Annotated in this window: 17 protein-coding genes, 1 tRNA gene and 1 pseudogene; 5 read left to right on the top strand and 14 right to left on the bottom strand. The window is 68.8% G+C overall.

The genetic code is table 11. The features are described 5' to 3' along the window. Nucleotides 1-9: 9 nt before the first annotated feature. From AC2CHE_RS20740 to AC2CHE_RS20750, 3 genes are all read right to left on the bottom strand, one after another. A complete protein-coding gene (locus AC2CHE_RS20740) occupies nucleotides 10-1,005 on the bottom strand; it encodes an AAA family ATPase (protein ID WP_484506542.1) in 996 nt (331 codons plus the stop codon). A 25-nt stretch (nucleotides 1,006-1,030) separates the two neighbouring features. Then, nucleotides 1,031-3,640, bottom strand: coding sequence for a fibronectin type III domain-containing protein (locus tag AC2CHE_RS20745; protein ID WP_484506554.1), 2,610 nt, complete (start codon nucleotides 3,638-3,640; stop codon nucleotides 1,031-1,033). A gap of 218 nt (nucleotides 3,641-3,858) precedes the next feature. Continuing rightward, complete coding sequence (locus tag AC2CHE_RS20750) at nucleotides 3,859-4,299, bottom strand: fibronectin type III domain-containing protein (protein ID WP_484506555.1); 441 nt, start codon at nucleotides 4,297-4,299, stop codon at nucleotides 3,859-3,861. Between the two features lie 271 nt (nucleotides 4,300-4,570). On the opposite strand from AC2CHE_RS20750, the gene AC2CHE_RS20755 reads away from it, so the two are divergent. After that, complete coding sequence (locus tag AC2CHE_RS20755) at nucleotides 4,571-5,284, top strand: hypothetical protein (protein ID WP_484506557.1); 714 nt, start codon at nucleotides 4,571-4,573, stop codon at nucleotides 5,282-5,284. Here AC2CHE_RS20755 and AC2CHE_RS20760 read toward each other — a convergent pair whose 3' ends face one another. After that, the gene (locus tag AC2CHE_RS20760; RefSeq protein WP_484506558.1) at nucleotides 5,285-5,566 is read right to left on the bottom strand and encodes a hypothetical protein; all 282 of its coding nucleotides are present in this window, start codon (nucleotides 5,564-5,566) and stop codon (nucleotides 5,285-5,287) included. It abuts the gene before it with no gap. Between the two features lie 100 nt (nucleotides 5,567-5,666). Continuing rightward, nucleotides 5,667-6,105 (bottom strand): annotated as a pseudogene (locus AC2CHE_RS20765) (tetratricopeptide repeat protein); the annotation flags it as partial. Nucleotides 6,106-6,319: 214 nt separating this feature from the next. On the opposite strand from AC2CHE_RS20765, the gene AC2CHE_RS20770 reads away from it, so the two are divergent. Then, nucleotides 6,320-6,403: transfer RNA gene (locus tag AC2CHE_RS20770), tRNA-Leu, on the top strand. Here AC2CHE_RS20770 and AC2CHE_RS20775 read toward each other — a convergent pair. The 3 genes from AC2CHE_RS20775 to AC2CHE_RS20785 form a co-directional block, all read right to left on the bottom strand. Beyond that, nucleotides 6,385-8,127, bottom strand: a complete 1,743-nt coding sequence (locus tag AC2CHE_RS20775; RefSeq protein ID WP_484506543.1) for a recombinase family protein — start codon at nucleotides 8,125-8,127, stop codon at nucleotides 6,385-6,387. The genes AC2CHE_RS20770 and AC2CHE_RS20775 overlap by 19 nt on opposite strands. A gap of 286 nt (nucleotides 8,128-8,413) precedes the next feature. After that, a complete protein-coding gene (locus AC2CHE_RS20780) occupies nucleotides 8,414-9,340 on the bottom strand; it encodes a TRM11 family SAM-dependent methyltransferase (RefSeq protein WP_484506544.1) in 927 nt (308 codons plus the stop codon). Continuing rightward, nucleotides 9,333-10,064 carry a class I SAM-dependent methyltransferase gene (locus AC2CHE_RS20785; protein ID WP_348650219.1) on the bottom strand — a complete coding sequence of 244 codons (732 nt, stop codon included), beginning with the start codon at nucleotides 10,062-10,064 and terminating at the stop codon, nucleotides 9,333-9,335. Before AC2CHE_RS20785 ends, AC2CHE_RS20780 begins: the two co-directional genes overlap by 8 nt. Before the next feature lie 333 nt (nucleotides 10,065-10,397). Here AC2CHE_RS20785 and AC2CHE_RS20790 point away from each other — a divergent pair, with 333 nt between their 5' ends. Then, nucleotides 10,398-11,012, top strand: coding sequence for a DUF4304 domain-containing protein (locus AC2CHE_RS20790; RefSeq protein ID WP_484506556.1), 615 nt, complete (start codon nucleotides 10,398-10,400; stop codon nucleotides 11,010-11,012). A 128-nt stretch (nucleotides 11,013-11,140) separates the two neighbouring features. Here the strand turns inward: AC2CHE_RS20790 and AC2CHE_RS20795 are convergent, their stop codons facing one another. The 4 genes from AC2CHE_RS20795 to AC2CHE_RS20810 all read right to left on the bottom strand — a co-directional run bounded on the left by AC2CHE_RS20795 (nucleotide 11,141) and on the right by AC2CHE_RS20810 (nucleotide 14,826). Continuing rightward, the gene (locus AC2CHE_RS20795) at nucleotides 11,141-11,368 is read right to left on the bottom strand and encodes a hypothetical protein (RefSeq protein ID WP_484506545.1); all 228 of its coding nucleotides are present in this window, start codon (nucleotides 11,366-11,368) and stop codon (nucleotides 11,141-11,143) included. A gap of 209 nt (nucleotides 11,369-11,577) precedes the next feature. Beyond that, a complete protein-coding gene (locus AC2CHE_RS20800; protein ID WP_484506546.1) occupies nucleotides 11,578-12,330 on the bottom strand; it encodes a GNAT family N-acetyltransferase in 753 nt (250 codons plus the stop codon). Between the two features lie 564 nt (nucleotides 12,331-12,894). Continuing rightward, nucleotides 12,895-14,013, bottom strand: a complete 1,119-nt coding sequence (locus AC2CHE_RS20805; RefSeq protein ID WP_484506547.1) for an IS630 family transposase — start codon at nucleotides 14,011-14,013, stop codon at nucleotides 12,895-12,897. 78 nt (nucleotides 14,014-14,091) lie between these two features. Continuing rightward, nucleotides 14,092-14,826: a hypothetical protein gene (locus tag AC2CHE_RS20810; RefSeq protein ID WP_484506548.1), complete on the bottom strand. Its 735-nt coding sequence runs from the start codon at nucleotides 14,824-14,826 to the stop codon at nucleotides 14,092-14,094. A 586-nt stretch (nucleotides 14,827-15,412) separates the two neighbouring features. On the opposite strand from AC2CHE_RS20810, the gene AC2CHE_RS20815 reads away from it, so the two are divergent. Then, nucleotides 15,413-15,814 carry a hypothetical protein gene (locus tag AC2CHE_RS20815; protein WP_484506549.1) on the top strand — a complete coding sequence of 134 codons (402 nt, stop codon included), beginning with the start codon at nucleotides 15,413-15,415 and terminating at the stop codon, nucleotides 15,812-15,814. 330 nt (nucleotides 15,815-16,144) lie between these two features. On the opposite strand, the gene AC2CHE_RS20820 is transcribed toward AC2CHE_RS20815, so the two are convergent. After that, nucleotides 16,145-16,810, bottom strand: a complete 666-nt coding sequence (locus AC2CHE_RS20820) for a hypothetical protein (protein ID WP_484506550.1) — start codon at nucleotides 16,808-16,810, stop codon at nucleotides 16,145-16,147. 336 nt (nucleotides 16,811-17,146) lie between these two features. Between AC2CHE_RS20820 and AC2CHE_RS20825 the strand changes: the two genes are divergently transcribed. Continuing rightward, on the top strand, nucleotides 17,147-17,758 hold the full coding sequence (locus tag AC2CHE_RS20825) for a hypothetical protein (RefSeq protein WP_484506551.1): 612 nt from the start codon (nucleotides 17,147-17,149) through the stop codon (nucleotides 17,756-17,758). A 179-nt stretch (nucleotides 17,759-17,937) separates the two neighbouring features. On the opposite strand, the gene AC2CHE_RS20830 is transcribed toward AC2CHE_RS20825, so the two are convergent. Beyond that, nucleotides 17,938-18,381, bottom strand: a complete 444-nt coding sequence (locus AC2CHE_RS20830) for a GNAT family N-acetyltransferase (RefSeq protein WP_484506552.1) — start codon at nucleotides 18,379-18,381, stop codon at nucleotides 17,938-17,940. Nucleotides 18,382-18,786: the final 405 nt, after the last annotated feature.

An 18,786-nucleotide genomic window follows, 5' to 3' on the forward strand; every position in this document is an offset into this window, starting at 1 on the left:
CCTCGCCGGTCAGGGGTGCGCCGGGGCCGGCTGGCCCGACGGCAGCGGCACCGGCACCGAGGCGACCGCCTGCCGCAGCACGTCCGCAGCGGTCACCCCGCGCACCTGGGCATCGGGCGTGAGCAGCAGCCGGTGCGCGAAGACCGGCTCGGTGAGCATCTTCAGGTCCTCCGGCATGATCCAGCCCCGGCCGTCGATCAGCGCGTACGCGCACGCCGCCCGGGTCAACGCGATCACCCCACGTGGACTGACGCCGACCCGGACCTGAGGGTGGGTGCGGGTGGCCGCCGCCAGCCGCACCGCGTACGCGTACAACGGCTCGGCGATGTGCACCCGCAGGGCCATCCGGACCATCTCGCCGACGGTGGCGGTGTCGGTCACCGCCGCCAGCGCCTCGGGGGAGCGGACCGTCGCCCCGCGCAGCACCTCCACCTCCACCGACTCGTCCGGATACCCCACCGACAACTTCACCAGGAACCGGTCCAGCTGCGCCTCGGGCAGCCGGTACGTGCCGTCCATCTCCACCGGGTTCTGGGTGGCCACCACCAGGAACGGCTGCGGCACCGGATGCCGCACCCCGTCCACGGTGACCGTCCGCTCCTCCATCACCTCCAGCAGCGCCGACTGCGTTTTCGGCGACGCCCGGTTGATCTCGTCGGCGATGACGATGTTGGCGAAGACGGGGCCGGGATGGAACTCGAAGCCCCGGGTGGCCTGGTTGAAGATGGTCACCCCGGACACGTCGGAGGGCAGCAGGTCCGGCGTGAACTGGATCCGCCGCCACTGCCCCTGCACCGTCGCCGCGATCGCCCGAGCCAGCGTCGTCTTACCCACCCCGGGAACGTCCTCCAGCAGCACATGCCCCTGGGCGAACAACGCGGTCAACGCCAGCCGCACCACCTGCGGTTTGCCGAGCACCACCGTGTTCACGTTCTCGGCCAGCCGGGCGGCCAGGGCGGCGAAGCCCTGCACCTCCTGCTGGGTGAGCGGTTCCTGGCTGTTCACGGTGGTGCTCCTCGCCTGGGGTGGATCAGCAGGTGGGTAGGACGTCGATGTCGTCCCCGCCCTCCAGGTTGAGCCAGGCCCAGGGGATGTAGTTCCGTCCGCTGTACTCGACCTGCACCCACCAGGTGCTCTGCTTATGGTCGTTGTAGATCCAGGAGTCGATGTCCGTGCCCCGCACCTTGCAGTACGCCTTCAACCGGGTACCCGGCTTCGCCCAGCCCTCCTGGCGATCGTTGTCCTGCCGGGGCACCGAGAAGATCTCGTTGCCGTTGCGGCCGTCGCGGTCCCGGTCACAGTAGGTGCGCTGGTCGCCGTCGGGGCCGTTCTCGCAGGTGGCGACGCCGAACAGGGCGTCGGTCTGCTGAGCCTTGGTGGCGGTGCCGTTGCCGGCGGCGTTGGTCGCCGTCACCGTGAACGTGTAGCTGGTGCCGGGCGCCAACCCGCTCATCGTGATGCTCGAACACGGGCCACTCTTCGCCGGCCGACCCGACCGGGACAGCGTACAACTGGCCTGACCGCCGCCGGCGTCCACGGTGAACGTCACCGTCGCCGCCGTCGCCGTCGCCGACGAGCCGGTCACCGTCACCCGGGGCGCCGCCACCGTACGCGCCGTCGTCGTCGCCTGCGCGCCCTCGCCGGCCTCGTTGACCGCCCGGACCCGCACCGTCACGTGCTGCCCGTCACCGAGGCCACCCACGGTCGCCCGGGTGTCGGTGACCTCGCTGCGCGTGTCACCCACCTGCACCACGTAACCGGTCACCGGCCGGCCATTGGCCACCGCCGGCGCCCACTGCACCGCCACCGTCCCCGGCTGGTCGGCCACCGTGCTCGCCCGCAACTCCAGCGGCTCACCGGGAACCGTGAACGGCACCACCGTGTTGCTCACCGGCGACGCCTCCGACGCCGCCCCCTTGTCGTTCACCGAGACCACCGTGAACGCGTACTGCGTGCCGTACTCCAGCTCACCGGCCTTCACCACCAACTCGGTGCCGGTCGCCTCACCGACCGGGGCGTTCGCGCCCGCCGAGGTCGCCGACACCGCGTACCGGGCGATCGTGTTGCCCTGACCGTTCGCCTCCGGCCACGTCACCACCACCGTGCCGTCCGCCCGTGCCTCGGCGGTCACCTCGGTCGGCGCGTCCGGCACCTCCGCGGTCGGCGTCACCGGGTTGCTGTTCCGGGCCGGCCCCGCGCCCTTCGCGTTCACCGCGTGCACCGAGAACCGGTACGTCTCGCCGTTGGTCAGCTCCGTGACCTCCACCGACCGCTGGTTCGCGCCGACCTCCAGCCGCTGCCCGGCCCCCTCCACCACATACCGGATGATCTCGGCACCGTTGGCCGCCGCCGGCCGCCAACTCACCCTGGCCTGTGCGTCGCCGGCCGCCGCACTCACGTTGCGCGGCGCACCCGGCTTACTCACCTGAGGCTTCTTCGGCGGCGGAGGTGGCGGCGGAGGCTCCGGCGGCGGATCACCACCGAGCACGTCGTTGGCGTACTTGTCGACCTCCCGCACCTGGTGCGAATCGTCGACCACCCGCGCGGTCGCCGCGTCCGGCGCATTGATGAACAGGTAGTTCTCCCGCACCTCCAACTCCAGCGGGCCACCCCACCGGCCCCGGATCGTGTCGGTCAACTGGCCCGTCGCGTCGAACGCGTACACCGTGCCCGCCGCCTCGTCCGCGCAGTAGAACCGCCCGGCCCAGGCCACCGCCGGACCCAGCCGGTCACCGTCGCCCGGCACCGTGAACGACCGCACCTCGCCCCCGTCGCCGATCGCGTGCACCTGCCGCTGCCCGGGCACCGTCACCGGCACCACCGGCCCGCTGGTGCGCACCGGCAGGATGCCGGGCCCGGTCAACGTCGACGCCAACGCCGTACGGCGGGTCGCACCCTCCACGACGGTCACCAGCGTCCCGGCCGTGCGGTCCAGCACCGCCACACCGTCGTCCAACGTGGATACCACCAACTCGTGGCTCGCCTCCGCCACGTCGTACGTCTGCACCCGGGGCGAACCCACCGGCGGGTCCGCCGCCTCCGACGGCAGCACCGCCGGAGTGATCGCCGAGACCGTGCCCTCCGCCGGCACCGCGACCCACAGACGGCCCTCGCCGTCGAACGCGCCGCCGGTGATCCCCGGCGGATAGCGCACCGGCTCGCCCACCGGGGCCAGCGACCTCGGATCCAACTGCCGCACCACGCCCTGGACCGCGTCCACCACGAACGCCGCGTCCTCGTGCAACGCCACACTCACCCCGAGCCCGGGAGTGGTAGGCGTGGTCGCGGTGATCTGCAACGTCGCCAGGTCCAACGTGCTGATCTGACCCGTGTTCAGATCCCGCAGCACCAGCAGACGGTCCGTCTGCGTCACCTGCATCGGATGCCGCCGCGTCGCCGGCACCTCCACCCGGGTGTCCACCCGGGCGGTGACCCCGTTGACCCGCGCCAACTCGCTGCGCGCCGCACTCCACAACCAGGAACTCGCGTCGTAGTTGGCCACCGCGTTGTCGGCCGAGCCCAGACCGAGCACGGTCAACCCCATCGCCGCCAGCAGCGCCAGCACCGTACCCACGGTCACGAGACCACCGCGTACCCGGGAACGGGATCGTGGGGTGCGGGTCGGAACGGCCTCGTCGATGCTCGCCACAGCCGGCAGCCTCCCGTGTCGTCTCGGCAGGTGGCGCCCCCGTACGGCGACCCCTCCCCTGAGCCGGGAGCCATCATATGGTCACGCTACGGATGCCGGGAACCCGCACCGTCCGGCCGTGGACACCCAGCGTGGCGTGTCGTCGGCGTGTCCCGCCAGGATTGTCCGTCCAGGACCGGTCGGATTCCCGTCAGCCCGGACAGATCGGCCTACCGGGACGTGCACACCTGGTTGGAAGTGGCGAACTCGTCGGTGTCGTACACGGCGAGCACCGCGAAGCAGTAGTTCACCAGGGTGCTCAAACCGTTGACCGTGTAACTGGTCCGACCCGGGTCCACGGTGGCCATCATTCCCAGCGACTGCCCGGTCCGCCCACCGGCCACCATGAACGGCACCAGCCCGTCCGACGGGTCCGTCCAGGTCAACGTGATCGTCGTGGTGCCGTCGCGCATCGTCAGGTCGCCGGGGGGCGGGCCGACCGATCCCGGTGGCGAGGTCGGCGCCGACGCCGGTTCCGACGGAGGCGCGGCTCGTCGGTCCAGGATCAACAGCCCCACCCCGACCACCGCGGCCAGGGCCACCAGGACCGCCACCACCGCCACCCCGATCGCCACCCGGTTACGACCCGGCGCCGGCTCCGTCGATGACATCGCCAACGGCCTCTGGTACGGCGCGGCGATCCCCGGAGGTTGAGCTCCGGCCGAACCCCAGGCCGGCGGCGCGGCAGACCCCGGATATGGCGGCGGCGCATCCTGTGGGTACGCCGGTGAGCCGTGCGGCTGGGCTCCATGACCCGGACCCGCAAGCCGGGGGTCACGCTGCTGCGCACCGACCGCGGGCCGGTACGGGTTGCCTGCGCCATCCGGGCCCCCGTACGGGCCGGCACCGCTCACCGGCCCGTACGACGGGGGAGCGGGGTGGATGACTCCACCTGTCGGTGGGCCGCCCGTCCCGCTGGTGGGTGCTCTGCCCGTCGGTGGACAGCTGATCGGCGCCCCACTTGTCGGCGGTGGGTACCCAGCTGGCCCGCCGGCCGGCGCGGGGTGGCCGGCGGCTCCGCTGATCTGTTGGGCCTGGCTCCAGGCGGTATCGGCGGGCTGCTCCAGCGCCGGTGGCGCGCTGACCGACCAGATCGAGGCGGGTGGCGCACTCACCGGCCGCCCCTCGGCCGGCGGCTCGGTGACCGCCGACGACCAAGCCGGAGACGCGCTCACCGGCGAGGGCACACCCTCCGCTGGTGCCGGAGGCTCAGGCGTCCGACCGGCCCGTGTCGCTTCCTCTTCGACCAGGGGCCCGATCTGCTGCACCCGGAGGGTGCGCCGGGCCCACTCGGGATGCCCGGGCGAGGTGGACTCGACGCCCGGCGGTGTCGCACCGCCGCCAGCGGCGGCCGGGGAGGGCCGCCGCACGCCGGTCCGCCCATCCTCCTCGATCGGCTGGCGCGGAGCCGGTCCGGTCGGAGACGGGCTGGACGGCGTGCCCGACGATGCGCTGAGTGACGGAGCAGGCGACGACGGGGCAGGCGACGACGGAGCCGGCACCCCGCCTGCCGGCCTGGCCACGGCGGCAGCCGAAACCACCGGAGCGGGTGGCACCCCAGCCGGTCGGGGCCGGTCGACCGGGTACGTCGACTGATCATGGAAAGCCGTCCGTGCCTGCGGCACCACCGGCGGCACAGAACCGCCGGGCGGTATGGGGACCTGCGGCGGGGCAGCCGGTGTCGTGGCCGACGGCGGTACGCGTGGTGGGCCGGGCGGCGTAGCGGAGATCGGTGAGGTGGGTCGCGGGACCTGCGGCACCGCGCTTGGTGGCACGGTGGGCGGAGGCGGGACCTGCGGCGTCGTGGTGGGCGGTGGCGGGATCTGTGGTGGGGCGGGACGTGCCGGTGCTGCCGTCGATGCCTCGTGCGGCTTCCACAGCGTGGAGAGCGTGGCCAGGGAAACCGTCGGTTCGTCCAACGCTCCCCGAGTGGACTGGCTCGTCGGACCAGGCTGAGGGGCCGTCGGGACAGCGGACTGAGGGACGGGAGCGGCGTCGCCGAGGTACTCCCGTGCCGTGCGTACCGCCGGATGGTCGGCACCGAGCACGGCCGGGCCGGCAGCGGCCACGCGGGTGTAGTTCCGGCGTGCCTCGTGGCGATTGCCCAGCTCATCCGCGACGGACGCCAGCTCGAAGGCCAACGCCAGCATCAGCGGGTCGGCATGCGGCCAGCGCCGCTCCCCGGCGGCGAACGCCTCCTCCAGCACCCGCCGGGCCGCACTCGGATCGTCCGCCTCCCGATGCAACCTGGCCAGCAGATGAGCGGTGCTCAGCACGTCCGGATGATCCTTGCTGAACGGCGGCCGAGTGGACTCGACCGCATCGACCAGCAGGTGACGGGCGCCGGCGAGGTTACCCGCACCACGCAGCGCGAGGGCCCGTTGCTGAGCGACGGCCAGAGGAGAGGCATGGGGCACGAGGCCCATGCTGCCGGGTACGGGCACCTCGACGCTACCCGACGCACGCAGCCGCCGAAGGACCGCTACCGGACCTCGGCACCAGTACCGGACGGAGCCCGATGCCGATGTGCATGATCCAACTGCGCCGTGTACAGTAACTCCCCGTGCAGCCCACCGGGCGGCCTGCGGTTGATGGGATCACCGAGGTTGACGCGGTAGGCTGGGCAAGTAGGTCCGGGTGGCGGAATGGCAGACGCGCTAGCTTGAGGTGCTAGTGCCCGTATAGGGCGTGGGGGTTCAAGTCCCCCCTCGGACACGTACAGTTACCCCACAGTAATCAGCGTCAGGCTTAGCCTCGACGCTGATTTTGTTTTGACCGGGGTTGTAGGTGAGGGCGAGTCGCAGCGCGCGGTAGACGTTGCTCTTGTCCTGGTGGTGGGCGTTCCGCAGGGTGTTGCGGAGGTCGTCGAGGCTGCCGACGAGGCGCCGGATGTCGTCCTCGGTGAGGCGTCGGGGTGCTTGTGCCTGTGCTGCTGATTGGTCGCGTTGAGTGACGGCGGCGGCGCGTTGGGCGTTGACCTCGGCTATCCAGGCGGCGACGGTGGCGGGGTCGCCTCCGGCGTCTGCGATGGCGCGGTATTGAACGAGCTTGGCATCGCATGCGGCAATGATCTTGTTCGCGGCGGTGATCTCTGGCGCGACGGTGCCGGGTCCGGCGTGGGGTTGGGCGGCGTGGAGTTGGCGGATCGTGTCGGTCAGCCGATGTGGGGCGAACACCTTGAGGAGCCAGTTGTCGAGGGCGGGGACGATGTCTCGTTCCGCGACGTAGACGTTGCGGGGGTGCTGGACGTGGTTGGCGAGGGCGTACTCGTTGGGGTATCGGCACCGGTAGTAGGCCATCTCGTGCGCCTGATGACTTTGCATCTTGCGTTCGCACAGTCCGCAGAGCATGAGTCCGCGAAGAAGGTAGTGGCGGCGTACCCTCCGCTGTCGGTTGCCGGTGCGGCCCCGCCCGCTGGCCGCCATGATCGTCTGCACTAGCTCGAAGTCGTTGACGGTAACGAGCGGCGGGTGGGCGATCGTGTCGGACCACACCCACGAGTCCCTGTCGTTCCAGCGCATGCGGGTTTCGTAGCCGAGGGCGACGTCGTTGACGTCGAGGAGTACCTCGTCCTTGCGCTGTTTGTTCCAGACTTGGCGGCCGGTGTAGCGGGGGTTGGACAGGATGTTCTTGACGGCGCTCTTGGCCCAGCCCTCGCCGGTGCGGTGCGGGTTGCGGGCAGGGTCGGCGGCTGACGGTGACGGGATGCCGTCGCGGGTGAGCGCCTCGGCGATGGCGAAGTAGCCGTTGTTGGCGAGGTACATGGCGAAGATCCGCCGGACAACAGGGGCGGTGGCCGGGTCGGGTTCCAACTTGTGCAGGCGGCGGCCATCGGCGGCCTTGCCCGGGTTGGGGTGCGGTCCGGCGTCGGCGAGGCGGTATCCGAAGGGTGGGCGCCCGCCGAGGAACCGTCCTTCGATCTTCGCCTGCGAGGTCATCGCCGTGCGGACGCGGACCTTCACTCGGGTGCGCTCGCCTTTGGACATGCCGCCGAACACGCTCATGATCAGGTCGTGGGCTTCGGATTCGGGGTCGATCGCGCCGCCGACTTCCGGCACCCACAGGTCGACGCCGTAGTGCGAGAAGACGGGCATGGTCAGGCTGTACTGGTTGCCGTAGAACGCGCGTTGGGGCTCACCGATCACGACGGCGTCGAAACCGCGGTTCGGGTTGGCGAGAGCGTCGAGAAGCTTGGCGGCTTGGGGCCGGCGCTTCCACGGCAGGGAGCGGGACAGGCCGATGTCGAAGAACTCGGTGACGATGATGCCGCCGACCGGTTCGATGAGGCCAGTTGCGCGGCTGAGCTGCCAGTTCCTCGACGCCACCGGGTCTTGCTGGTCCTCGGTGGAGACCCGGCCGTAGAAGGCGAATCGTCGGTGTTCGCGGTCGGCGAGTAGTGCGGCGGCAGTGTCTTCGATACGGGGTATGTCGATGGTCACCGAAAGCGCCTTCCCGGGGTGTTGAGGGGTGCGCGTCCGCCGGCCACCCGGCGATCGGGTGGCCGGCGGACGCGCTGATGCACAGATCTACGCATACCGGCATGAAGTGATCAAGCATTGGTGGACTCGTCTGGACCCTGAGCGTGGATGACTGGCGAGCGTTGCAGCAGGGCCAGCAGCGCGCGAGCTACGGCTTCAGTCAGCTCCGGTTCGGCGTCGAACTCGACCGTCGGCGTGGGTTTCGTCGCGGAGGGCCGCGGTGATTGGGCTGGCGGACGGTCGCCCATCAGAGCGCCCTCAGGATGACCACGTCTTCGTGCTGGACGAGCCATTGGGGGTCGCCGGTGGCGATGGCGTCGCGGATGTTCTTCTGCTGGAAGAACGAGGCGCGGGGGATGATCACGCCGTCGCGGACGCCGCAGATGAGGGCGATGCATTCCTCGACCAGTTCCAGGCCGGCGTTGATACCAGCGGCGACGACCATGCCAGGGATGTCGATGAGTTCGCCGTGGCGGCGGTAGGGCCGTGCGGTGACGACGACGTGCCCACCGGGCCGCAGCACCGCCCGGCAGCCAGCGAGGATTTCGGTGAACCCGTCAGCCAGCTCACCGTGGCTGCGGTAGGCGAGGTTGTTGACACCGCCGTACTTGTGATTGATCTTGCGGACCTTGCCGCGTCGCGGTCCCGGGGTGCGGACGTGGCCATGGGTGGACGATCCATAAGGCGGTGAGGTGATCACCAAAGAGACCTGCCCGTGCAGGCTTGCCGGCAATAGGGACGGCAGCGCGGTGGAGTCGCCGTGGTAGATCTCGCCCCGGCCTGGTGCCCCGGCTTGGACGGTGTGGTGGATGTTGTCGGCTGCCTTGGTGACCCATTCGGCTTCGTACTCGACTCCGATGCCGTGGCGGCCGAGGTGCATGGCCTCGATGACGGTGGTGCCGATGCCGGCCATGGGGTCGAGGACCACGTCACCGGGGTTGGTGTAGGTGCGGATGGCGTACCGGGGGATGGTCGGCAGCATCTTGCCGGGATGCGTCAACGACTCGGGGGTGTACCGGCCGCGCCGCAAGTCCCGCGACGGGGCCTGGCCCGTGAGCCAGACCGAACCCAGGTAGCCGTCGGCGAGCAGGGCCGCCAGGTCGGACGGGTCGGGGTGGGGCGATCCGAAGTCGTGCGGGCCGGCGGTGTGGGACGTCGGACGAGGCTTAGGCACGGGCGTTCTCCTCACCGGTGGCGGTGGTGCCGAACACGAGCAAGTCCCGGAACGTCGAAAGGTGACGGCCGTCGAGCAGACGCCGGCCGTCGTCGGCCTCGCCTGGGTGTTCGGGAGCGGTGCGTGGCTCGTGTTCGGGCAGTGGGGCGAGGACGGCGGGAATGTGCTGGTGGTAGTAGAGGCCGGCGGCGCGGGCGGCGGCGATGACCGTGGCGCGGTAGCTGACCTCGCCTGGTGGAGGCGGCGGGGCAGTGAGACCGACGAGCAGGAATCCGCCAGGGCGCAGTAGAGGTCGCCAGGTCCGCATCGCTGTGACGGCGCTGTTGGCGTTATGCGCCTGTGTTCCCTGCGGCAGCGTGGCGAGGATCAGGTCGACCCACGTGCAGGGCCGGCGTGTCGTGTGGTGGTTGGGGTGTCCGGGCTCGGACGGCAAGAGCCGCACGTGCGGACCGTAGCGACCGGTGACCAGCCGGGCCGGTACCCGTCCCAGGTAGGTGGTCGTTGCGGTGGCGGAGGGGTGCGCGTCGAGGTCGAGCACCACGCCACCCGCGTCTGTGTAGCGGCGAATGAGGTAGGCGAGCTGACTCGCGGACAGCCCGTGCCAGTCCCGCACTGCCAGGCAGGGCGTGCGCGGTGCGAGGGAGAGAGGAAGGAGAGGGAGGAACAACCCAACCGGTGCCGGCTGGGGCCGGTCACCAGGGGCGGTGGAGCGGGGCTTCGGCATGGGCGTATGGGCCACGTCCGCCGACGAGCGCTGACACTAGGGGATTACAAATTCGGGTGTTGAATTGGAAGCCGGTGTAGGACTACCGGCGCCGGTGCAGCGACAGGCACGGCTTGACGTTCGAGCTGAATCGGATCAACCCACCTTGCGCGGATCGGATGCCGTGACGCCTGTAGGACCGGCCCAGGTTCCGGTTGGGTACGTTGCGTCACGGGCGGCCATCCAACGACGCGCGCCTCGGCAGCCGGATCTGCCGATGAGCGCACGCGACGCTCGGCGTGGGATCGTGTCGCCGTGACTGCGCAACAGGCTTTGAAGGGTGCGCTCCGGGATGTGCTTGGCCCCAACGCTCGTACCCACGGGTATAGGGGAACTGCCCCGACCTGGCGGAAGTCGAATTCATCCGGGGATTGGGCGGTGGTGAACGTTCAGTCCTCGCTGTTCAACACCTCAGAGAGCCTGCTTTGCGTCATCAATCTCGCGGTTGCGCCAGAACCTTGGCTGCGTTGGCAGCGCGAGCAGCTGGGCAAGGGGATGCCAAGGTCCGCAACTGAATACCTCGGGCTCTACCGGGAAAGGCTGCACCCCACTGGCACACCCGAGGGGACAGACGGCTGGTGGGAGGTCGGCGATGCCGAATCCGCCGTCTCGGCGGTGACCGACATGGTTGTCCAGTTGGAAGCGGCCGGCTGGCCGGTCCTCGGCAGGATGCTGCGGGCTGGCGGCATGCTTGATCAGGTCCGACGCGGTGACCTGGGGCGTATGAAGCGGGCGAATTTCGAGGTCTTCTTCGCGCGCGCGGAGGCCCTGCTGCTCATGGACCGCGGGCCGAGCGACGAGTTGGAAGAGAGCCTCCAGTACGCGCTCGAACACTGCATACCCGCGCAGAAGGAAAACGCGATGCATTTCGACGAGTGGGTGAGAGGACAGTCGCGAGCAGCAGGTTAGGAATGCACTCTTCTGCCGCACTGCGCGAGTTATCGCCCAGCCGCGCCTCGCGGATCGATGAGTCAGGCGTCCCACCATCGTGGGGTTCCGGACTTACCTCGTAGTGCCACCAGCCGCGAGTGGGACAGTCAGCGGTCCCAGTCCCAATCCTCCAGCCGGGCGTGCACCGGCACCAGATTGACGCGGAGGTCTTCATAGTCGCCGGCTTGCCCCAGGGCCTCTAGAAGCCGCTGGGCTTCCTCTTCCGTCGTGAACGCTCCCGCTTGGAACCTCTCGCCTGGTTGGCGGCTATCGAGGAATTCCACGAGGCATACCGAGATCGGCTCAACGTATCCCTCCGGTGGTCGATCGCCCATGCGCCGAGCATCTCAGGCCGAACGAGATGACCGCATCCGCAGAGCGGACGTCCGGTCATGCCGCCGACCGTCCGTCACGGAGCGTAGCCAGCTGCCGCTGGGCGAGGCGTCCGGACGTGGCCGATGAGCGGTTGCTCCGTGGTGTGAAGTGAACCGCAGAGGTGGCCCGGGCCTTGTCGGTGACCTCAGCCCGGGTTCTGTGTCGGACCTCAGTTAAAGGCGATGTAGAGCCGCTGACCGGCAGGTCGGTAGCCGGCGCGCTCGTATATCCGCCACGATTCCTCGCCAGAGGCCTCCAGCCAGGCGACTTCCACGCCTGCGGTGAACAGCCGCCGGGATGCCTCGGCGGTGATCGCTCCCGCCAGTCCCTGGCGGCGGTAGGGCTTGCGAACGGCGATGCCGGCGACCTCGCTTACCGCGCCGGTGGGCGGGACCGCCCCGCCACCTCCAGCGCAGGCGCCGTCGTCAGTGACGGCCATGACGGCCACCCCTCCGGCGCCTTGCTGGCGCCGGAGGCGAGCTACGTCAGCCTCGGAGGCCACCGGGTCACCGCCGAAGGCTTCGTTCTGCGCGCCAATCAGCGCGGCGCGCTGAGAATCGGTGTCCGGTTCGTACAGAGCGAGGTGGTCGAGCGTGGGTGGTGTCTTCAATGTGTCGGGCATACAGAGCAGGTAAGTGTGCCGGGCTTCCACGATGAAGCCGGCGGCGGTCAAAAGCGCTTCCAGGCCTGGGGCGCAGCTGGTGACGTACTCCAGGCGGGGTTTGCGGCCAGCCGCGTGGAAGGCTGCGACCAGGGCGGTGACATCGGCAGCGGTGATGGCAGTACCGGGACGCGGCGTCGCGTAGTTGATGTAGGGACTGGTCGTTGTCGGATCCATCCCGATGACGAACGGCCCCACCTCTACGGGCGCGGGTCGGTTGGACAGGTTGGCGACGACGGACTGCTGAATGCGGACATCCATGATCAACGTGAACCTCGATGCATGAGGGAGGCTGCGGTGCACGGAAAGAATCGTTGGACCGCTCAACCGTGATAGAGCCGCGCGACGATCATTCCTCGCGTGGTCAACACTCAGGCGGCCGCTCGGCCCACCCGGATCACAGGCGTCATTCCCTCATGCAGAGTGCCCACGCCGATCGCGTGGTCGGCTGCAAGGTTGGCGCAGCTGGCTTTAGCTTGTCAACCCTTGATCACTGCCGCATCCGCATCTGCCGCCAACCGTGCGTCACAGAACGTGACCAAGGGCGGCGGCATCCAACATGCGGTCGTGCCGATGACAGCGCATGTGATCAAGGGCTGCGCCCTCGCAGTCGTGCGCGCACCGGCCCCGCGATGCCGGCCACGTCCTGTCAGAAGCCGGTTGTTGCCGCGGTGCGGGTGGCTTACCATGCGCGGTGTGCCGTCGACGCTGTGGGAGTTCCAAGACTTGTTCGTCGAGCTGCGGGATGGTCCGGCTGCGGGTTGGGGTGGCGAGGTGTTACAGCCTTGGCTAGTGCTGTGACCACGAACGTTCGGGGTGTTGGGGTCAGGCCGCTCTGGTGGCGGGTTGGCCCCAGCGTCGTTGGCGTTCGCTGCGGATGCGGGCGCGTTCGCGGCGTTGGGCGGCCAGGACGTCAGGGTGGCGGGCGTTGGCGTTGCGCCACCGCAGGTAGGCCTGCAACCGTCGGGTCATCGCCGGGTGGTTCGGGTGGTTCGAGCCGGCGATGACGAAGGTGCGCAGCGGCCCGAACTGGGCCTCGATCGGGTTAGCCCAGGAGGCGTAGGTCGGGGTGAAGCACAACTCGACCTTGTTCCGGGCCGCCCACCTGCGGATCTTCGAGCCCTTGTGCGCGGACAGGTTGTCCAGGATCACGTAGATCGGTGCCCCGTCCGGGCGGGCGGCCCGGATCGACTTCAAGGCGGTGAGGGTGTTCGCGGCGCTCTTGCGGCGTCGGACGACGCCCCATAGTTGGTCGTCACCCACGGAGTAGCAGCCGTGGAACTGCCGGACACCGTGCAGCTTGTGGTAGTTCGCGGGCAGCCGATGTGGGTGCCCGGCCGCAGCCCACCCTGTGCCGGCCTGCGGCCGGATCACCAGGGGACCGAACTCGTCGAACGCGAACACCCGCTGCGGGAAGTGGCTGCTGACGTACTCGATCCGGGCGAGTTTGGCATCGCGGTGCGGGTCGGTGGACTCCTTCCACGTCTTGGTCCGCTGGAAGGTGATCCGGTGCCGGTGCAGGATCTGCCGCAGCCGTTCCCGGCCCACCCGGACCGGTCGAGTCGAGTGAACGCGCAGGTGGTCAGCGAGCTTGCGGACGCTCCAGCGGATGAACGGCCGCCCCAGTTTCTCGGGGCGGGTGTTGGCCGTCTCGACGATGAACTGCTCCTCGTCGCTACTGATCTGGCGGGGACGGCCACCCGCCCACCGAGGGTCCAGGCTGACCATCCCCATCTCATTGAACCGGTGAATGACCTGCCGGATCGTGTCCTCATCGGCCTGCACGAGACGGGCGATCGCCGGCACCGTGTTCCCGCCGGCAGACGCGAGCACGACCATCGCCCGTCGTAGTCGGATCGGTGAGCCGGTCCCCCTGCGGGTGATTTTGAGCAGCTGCTGACCTTCCTGATCACTCAGCCGCCGCACGCGTACAAGATCTGCCACCACCACAGCCTGACCGGCACAACGCCGCCCGACCGACAGGCCGGACGGCGTGTCATCCAACACCGTGAACGTTCGTGGTCACGGCACTAGCGCAGTGAATGCCTCCGTGATGAGGCGCAGGTCGCTTGGTGAAAGCTCGCTCCCGAGGCTGCGGTATGCGTGCGATCCGAGACAGACCAGTACGCCGTCGGCGGTAGCCCACTGACACGCTGGAGTCCAGTATCGGCGGCTGTTGAGCAACTCGGCTCCCACCTGACGCGTATGGGAGCCGGCGCCGAGTGAGGTCAGGGCCGCCGTCACCATGTCAATGGCTGTGCTCGGGCGGTTGCTGTCTGCGCAGACTGGCAGCAGTAAGAGCAGCCGCTCAGCCCCAGTGTTGCCCTGATCTGGGTGGTGCGCAGCGGCAACAAGCTCTGGCCAAGCAAGCGCGGGCCCTCGAAAGTGCCCTTCCATGGCCGCGAGCGGGATTGAGTCGCCGCCGTTACCTGGATCCAAAACGTAGTCGACGCCGCCCTCGCCGGGGAAGTTCCGCATGATGACGTGCAGGCGGCCGCGTCCAGCAAGCGCCAGAGAGAACACCGGCCAGCTGTGCGGGTCGAGGAGAGTGTCGATGAGTTCGTCCAGGTCAGCTAGGTCGACGCCGAAGGCGTTCGGCGCCGACGCGGATCCGCCCACGGTGTAGAGGAAAGCCGGCCAGAACAGAGCATCTGCCATCACCTGAGAACCATCGATCAACGGTGACCGCAGGAATGGCGGCTCATACCCGTCCAGGTAACCAGAGATGATCACGTCGCCATCATTGCAGAAGATCATCGGCGAATCCGGCCGCCGCCCCACACGCCGCTGCGGCTATCCAAGGTGAGTGCACCCTTCTGCCGCGAACTGCTCGTCACGGAAGGTAACCGGATCGAGCGGGCCTGCATCCGGACGTGCCGAGATCAGTGCACCCGATCTCGGCTTGCCCGCTGGGGGTATTGCCGCGCGAGACGGCACGAAGCCTATTGGCCGGTAGCATCACGCCCGACTCCGGCGTCGTAGCGGAACTGGAGAACGTCCACGGCGTACGGTAACCGGATCGGCGGGTGGGCTTCTCGCATCGCAACGAGGCCGGCTATCGCTCCACGACCGATGGCCGTGTCGATGGCCTGCTGCTGGTCTGCTGACAGAGAGTTCCAGGTCGCTCTGGCGGTGCACGGAGAACAGAGGTCGCCGCCGCGTTGAAGCTGACTCGCCGCGCAACGCTCACCGCAGCCCGGGCAGAGGTAGTCGATCACCTGTATCAGTCTTCGCTCCGGGCTTCTGGCTGCCAACCGGATAACGTCTGGATCTGCCGCCGACCGCGCGCGGGGCGCACAGGTAACGGGTGGATGTAGCTTGGTTCGGCACCACAGACTGAGCCGTGACCTCTCGGGACATTCCGCTGCCGCTGGGCGAGGTCGGTTGGCTGTTCCCCGCGCTGGCAGATCGGACGGAACACGACCGCGTTCGTCAGGTTCTGCAGTCCGCCGACGAGACCCTCTTCCGGGTTGGGCAGCGGCTGGGTGCACGATCCGACGCCCATCTCTGGGGCGTCACCCTGAACCGCTTCCGCTATCAGCGGCTCGGGCCTGAACCGGAGTTCCCGGTCACGATACTGGCGGGCGAAGGGGGATCGAATCAGATCTGGGTCGATGTCCTGTGCGCCCCGGCGGGCAGCATGCCCTACCACCGCCCCGGGCCGCCATGGCAGGTGCACACCACGATCTCCCTCAGCTGTGACTCCGACTCCACCGGCTGCGGCGGCCACCAGGTCGACGCCTAGACCAGTCCGCCGGTCGAGACCACGCTCGGTGCCGCCACCGAGGTGCACGCCGCAACCGAATGGCTGCTACAACGACTCGCCAACGAAACCGAGGACTCCCTCCGAAAACACGACCCGAACCGCGGTCACCCACCCGCACCCCGACGCCGCGACTGACACGAATCGCAGATCACCCCCGGCCTGCCGAAGGTGAGCCAGCGAATGCGGCGGCCTCGTAGGGCAAAGCCGGTACTCAAAGGGCGCGACGCCACTCACCCCGCCGTCCGGATCTGCCGCAGTCCGTGCTCCGTGCTCTGGAACTCGCAGTGACGCGAATGGTCTGCGGTGGGTTTATGGTGCCTGGAGCCAGCGGGTGTGGATGTCTTGGTAGCGGAGTGGGTCGACGGCTGCCGGGTCGTTGAGGAGTTCGACGAGTAGGGCGCCGTTGGGGAGCCGTCGTGCCTGGGTGGTGATCTCGGGCAGCGGTGCCGGCGGCAGGTGGCGGTCGGGGCCAAGGTAGGTCCACCAGCCGAGTTCTGCGGGCCAGCCATCGGCAGGGTGAGAGCTGTCGTGGATGTCGAGGTGCCACACCTGCTCGGATGACCACTCGTCGAGAATCCGCCCGACATCGGCCTGCAGTCGCTCGGCGGCTTCAAGCCACAGGCTGGTCAGCCGAGCGTGCAGGTCGCGGAAGGTGTCGGCCTCTGGGACTGGGCGACGGTGACAGAACGCCGCGTCCAGCGCCCACGTGAGAGTCCCAGCCCGCCACGCTACGAAGACATCGACCCCATCAGTGGTCCAGAGTTGGCCACCCGCTGTGCCCGTCGCCATGGCGTCGAGTGCCGCCTGCGGGTCGTCTACCGTGCGTGCGTCGCCGTCCGGGTTGGTGAACAGGTTGATCAGCCCGTCGGGGCGGTGCGGGCCCAGGCCATGGCAGGCCGCCAGGGCGTACAGCTCGCGAAGAGCTGGCTCTGCCGCCGCCGGCACGTGTAGTTCCCAGAACCAGTCCGACCCCACGACGGCATGATGACGATCGACTTCAGGCCGCAGCAAGCCACAACCACCAGAACGCGTCGCAGCACAGCTCCGTCGAGGCGAACACGCAATCGCTCAGCACATTCTGCCCAAGATCGAGTGTACGGACATGCCGCGGACCGTGCGTCACGTTGAGTGAGGGCGTGGCAGCGCTCGATGCGCGGTCCTGCCGCAGATGGCGCGCGCTACGCAGCGTTCCACCGAGCCGGCCCTGTTCCGTCCGAACGTGCCGAGAACAGCGCGTCTGACCTTGGAGCACTGTCAGAGGGATGATGAGTCAGGACATCCATCAGCGGATCTTCACTCGATGGAGGCGGCATGCACACACGGCTGTTCGGATCCTGGAGCATGCACATCAGCAGGTGGATCCAGCAACACGACTGGCCACTATGGATCAGGACGGCCGAGCGGATCGATGTGTCGGCCGGGGGCGTGGTGCCCGGCCCGCTCGACATCGCACCGCTCCCGGCACCGACCCTCGCCTCGGCAGCGCCACTCGCTGAGGGCTGGCTCGGCTGGTGGCGGGCGGTACTGGACCTGCCCCGCCCGGCGGACCGGGTCAACCTGGCCCGCTACACGGAACTCGGACCGCCCGACTTCGCCGGCCTAACCGCCTGGCCAGCGCTGCACGAGGTCGTCGTGCGACGCTGGCCCGAAGCCGAGGACTGGCACCGCACGCGCAGCCGAGCGGGCATGCTCGCGCACCCGCCCGGCACTCCCGACCACAGCACGTTCGTCGGCGAGATCGAGCGTTCCCTCGGCCGACAGTCGGCACCGTTCACGCTGGAGTTCATCCTGCTGCCGGTCCGCGACGACAAGGTCCGCCCGATCGACAGGACCCGGTTCCTGGTACCCGAGCGCCTCTACGACAGCCCGGCCTGGTTCGACTGGCTCCGCCCCGTCGTTACCCGCCTGGTGGCCGGCTCGTGATCGAAATGCTCGGTTGCCGTGCTCCCTGAGACTCGATGATCATCACCTGTAGGCGCTGCGGCATGCGCGGGCCGTGTTCGGTGCACATCTGGCCGCGAAGCGCTCGAAACTGAAGGCGGCCGTGTGCGCCGGCGACCGGTATCCATTTCACGGTAGTGGGCTGGCGGGTTGACTCGCGTTCAATCCAGGTAAAGCCGGTAGCCCTGGGCCACAGGACGTAGGCCGCGCGACTCGTAGAACATGTGGGCGTCGGAACGATCGACGTGAGAGAGCAGCTGCACCTTGTAGCAACCGGCCGCACGGGCCAGATCGATCAGCGCATCGAACATGCGATTCGCGACTCCTTGGCGGCGGGCAGAGCGAGCGACAACAACGTTCTCCACGAGCATGTACGGTCGCCCGCCACGGGTCAGATTCGGAACGACGATGCTGTCAACAGTGCCGACCGCCGTTCCCTCGCGCAGGGCGATCAGCACGGCATGCCCCGCTTGGCCGATGATCTCCTGCCAAGCCTTCGTAGTCTGCTCGTGGGACAGCATCGGATCAGCCGGATGCAGCTCGGCGTACAACGTTCCCAACGCCATCAGATCGTGCTCCGTTGCCTGACGAACGGTGATCGTCACGGCGACACCCTATCGACATGTGAGGCCGGCAGGCAGACGCGCGACCCTACCGCGCAGCATCGGACAAACGAATAGCCGCACCCAACTTCGATACCCTGGCCGGCACCACGCCGGCATCCGCACATGCCGCAATAGGTGCGACCTGGGATGCGGGATAGAGGCACCTGGTGGTGGTCGTCGTGTGCGATCGGGTGGAACGATCAGGATCATGGCGTCGTTCCGGCTCGTGCGGCAGACCAACCGGTCCTCCCGGTACGCCCACGTCACCGTCGAGGTCGCTGCCGCCGGTCAGGCCAGGGCCTTTGCAAGGTCGGGATTTGACCGTTTTACGTTAGGCCGAGGAGTCGGAGGGATTGGTACGGATCTCGGCCGTTTCGGCGTAAGGCTGGTGCTATCGAGGTGACG

It is taken from the genome of Micromonospora sp. ATLC16 (assembly GCF_057196645.1).

What these genes read in the sequence shown, in the direction of transcription:
- AC2CHE_RS20810 (WP_484506548.1), bottom strand. Translation starts at nt 14,826, where the DNA reads ATGATCTTCTGCAATGATGGCGACGTGATCATCTCTGGTTACCTGGAC.
- AC2CHE_RS20750 (WP_484506555.1), bottom strand. Translation starts at nt 4,299, where the DNA reads ATGTCATCGACGGAGCCGGCGCCGGGTCGTAACCGGGTGGCGATCGGG.
- AC2CHE_RS20755 (WP_484506557.1), top strand. Translation starts at nt 4,571, where the DNA reads ATGACTCCACCTGTCGGTGGGCCGCCCGTCCCGCTGGTGGGTGCTCTG.
- AC2CHE_RS20800 (WP_484506546.1), bottom strand. Translation starts at nt 12,330, where the DNA reads ATGGATGTCCGCATTCAGCAGTCCGTCGTCGCCAACCTGTCCAACCGA.
- AC2CHE_RS20785 (WP_348650219.1), bottom strand. Translation starts at nt 10,064, where the DNA reads ATGCCGAAGCCCCGCTCCACCGCCCCTGGTGACCGGCCCCAGCCGGCA.
- AC2CHE_RS20795 (WP_484506545.1), bottom strand. Translation starts at nt 11,368, where the DNA reads ATGGGCGATCGACCACCGGAGGGATACGTTGAGCCGATCTCGGTATGC.
- AC2CHE_RS20825 (WP_484506551.1), top strand. Translation starts at nt 17,147, where the DNA reads ATGCACACACGGCTGTTCGGATCCTGGAGCATGCACATCAGCAGGTGG.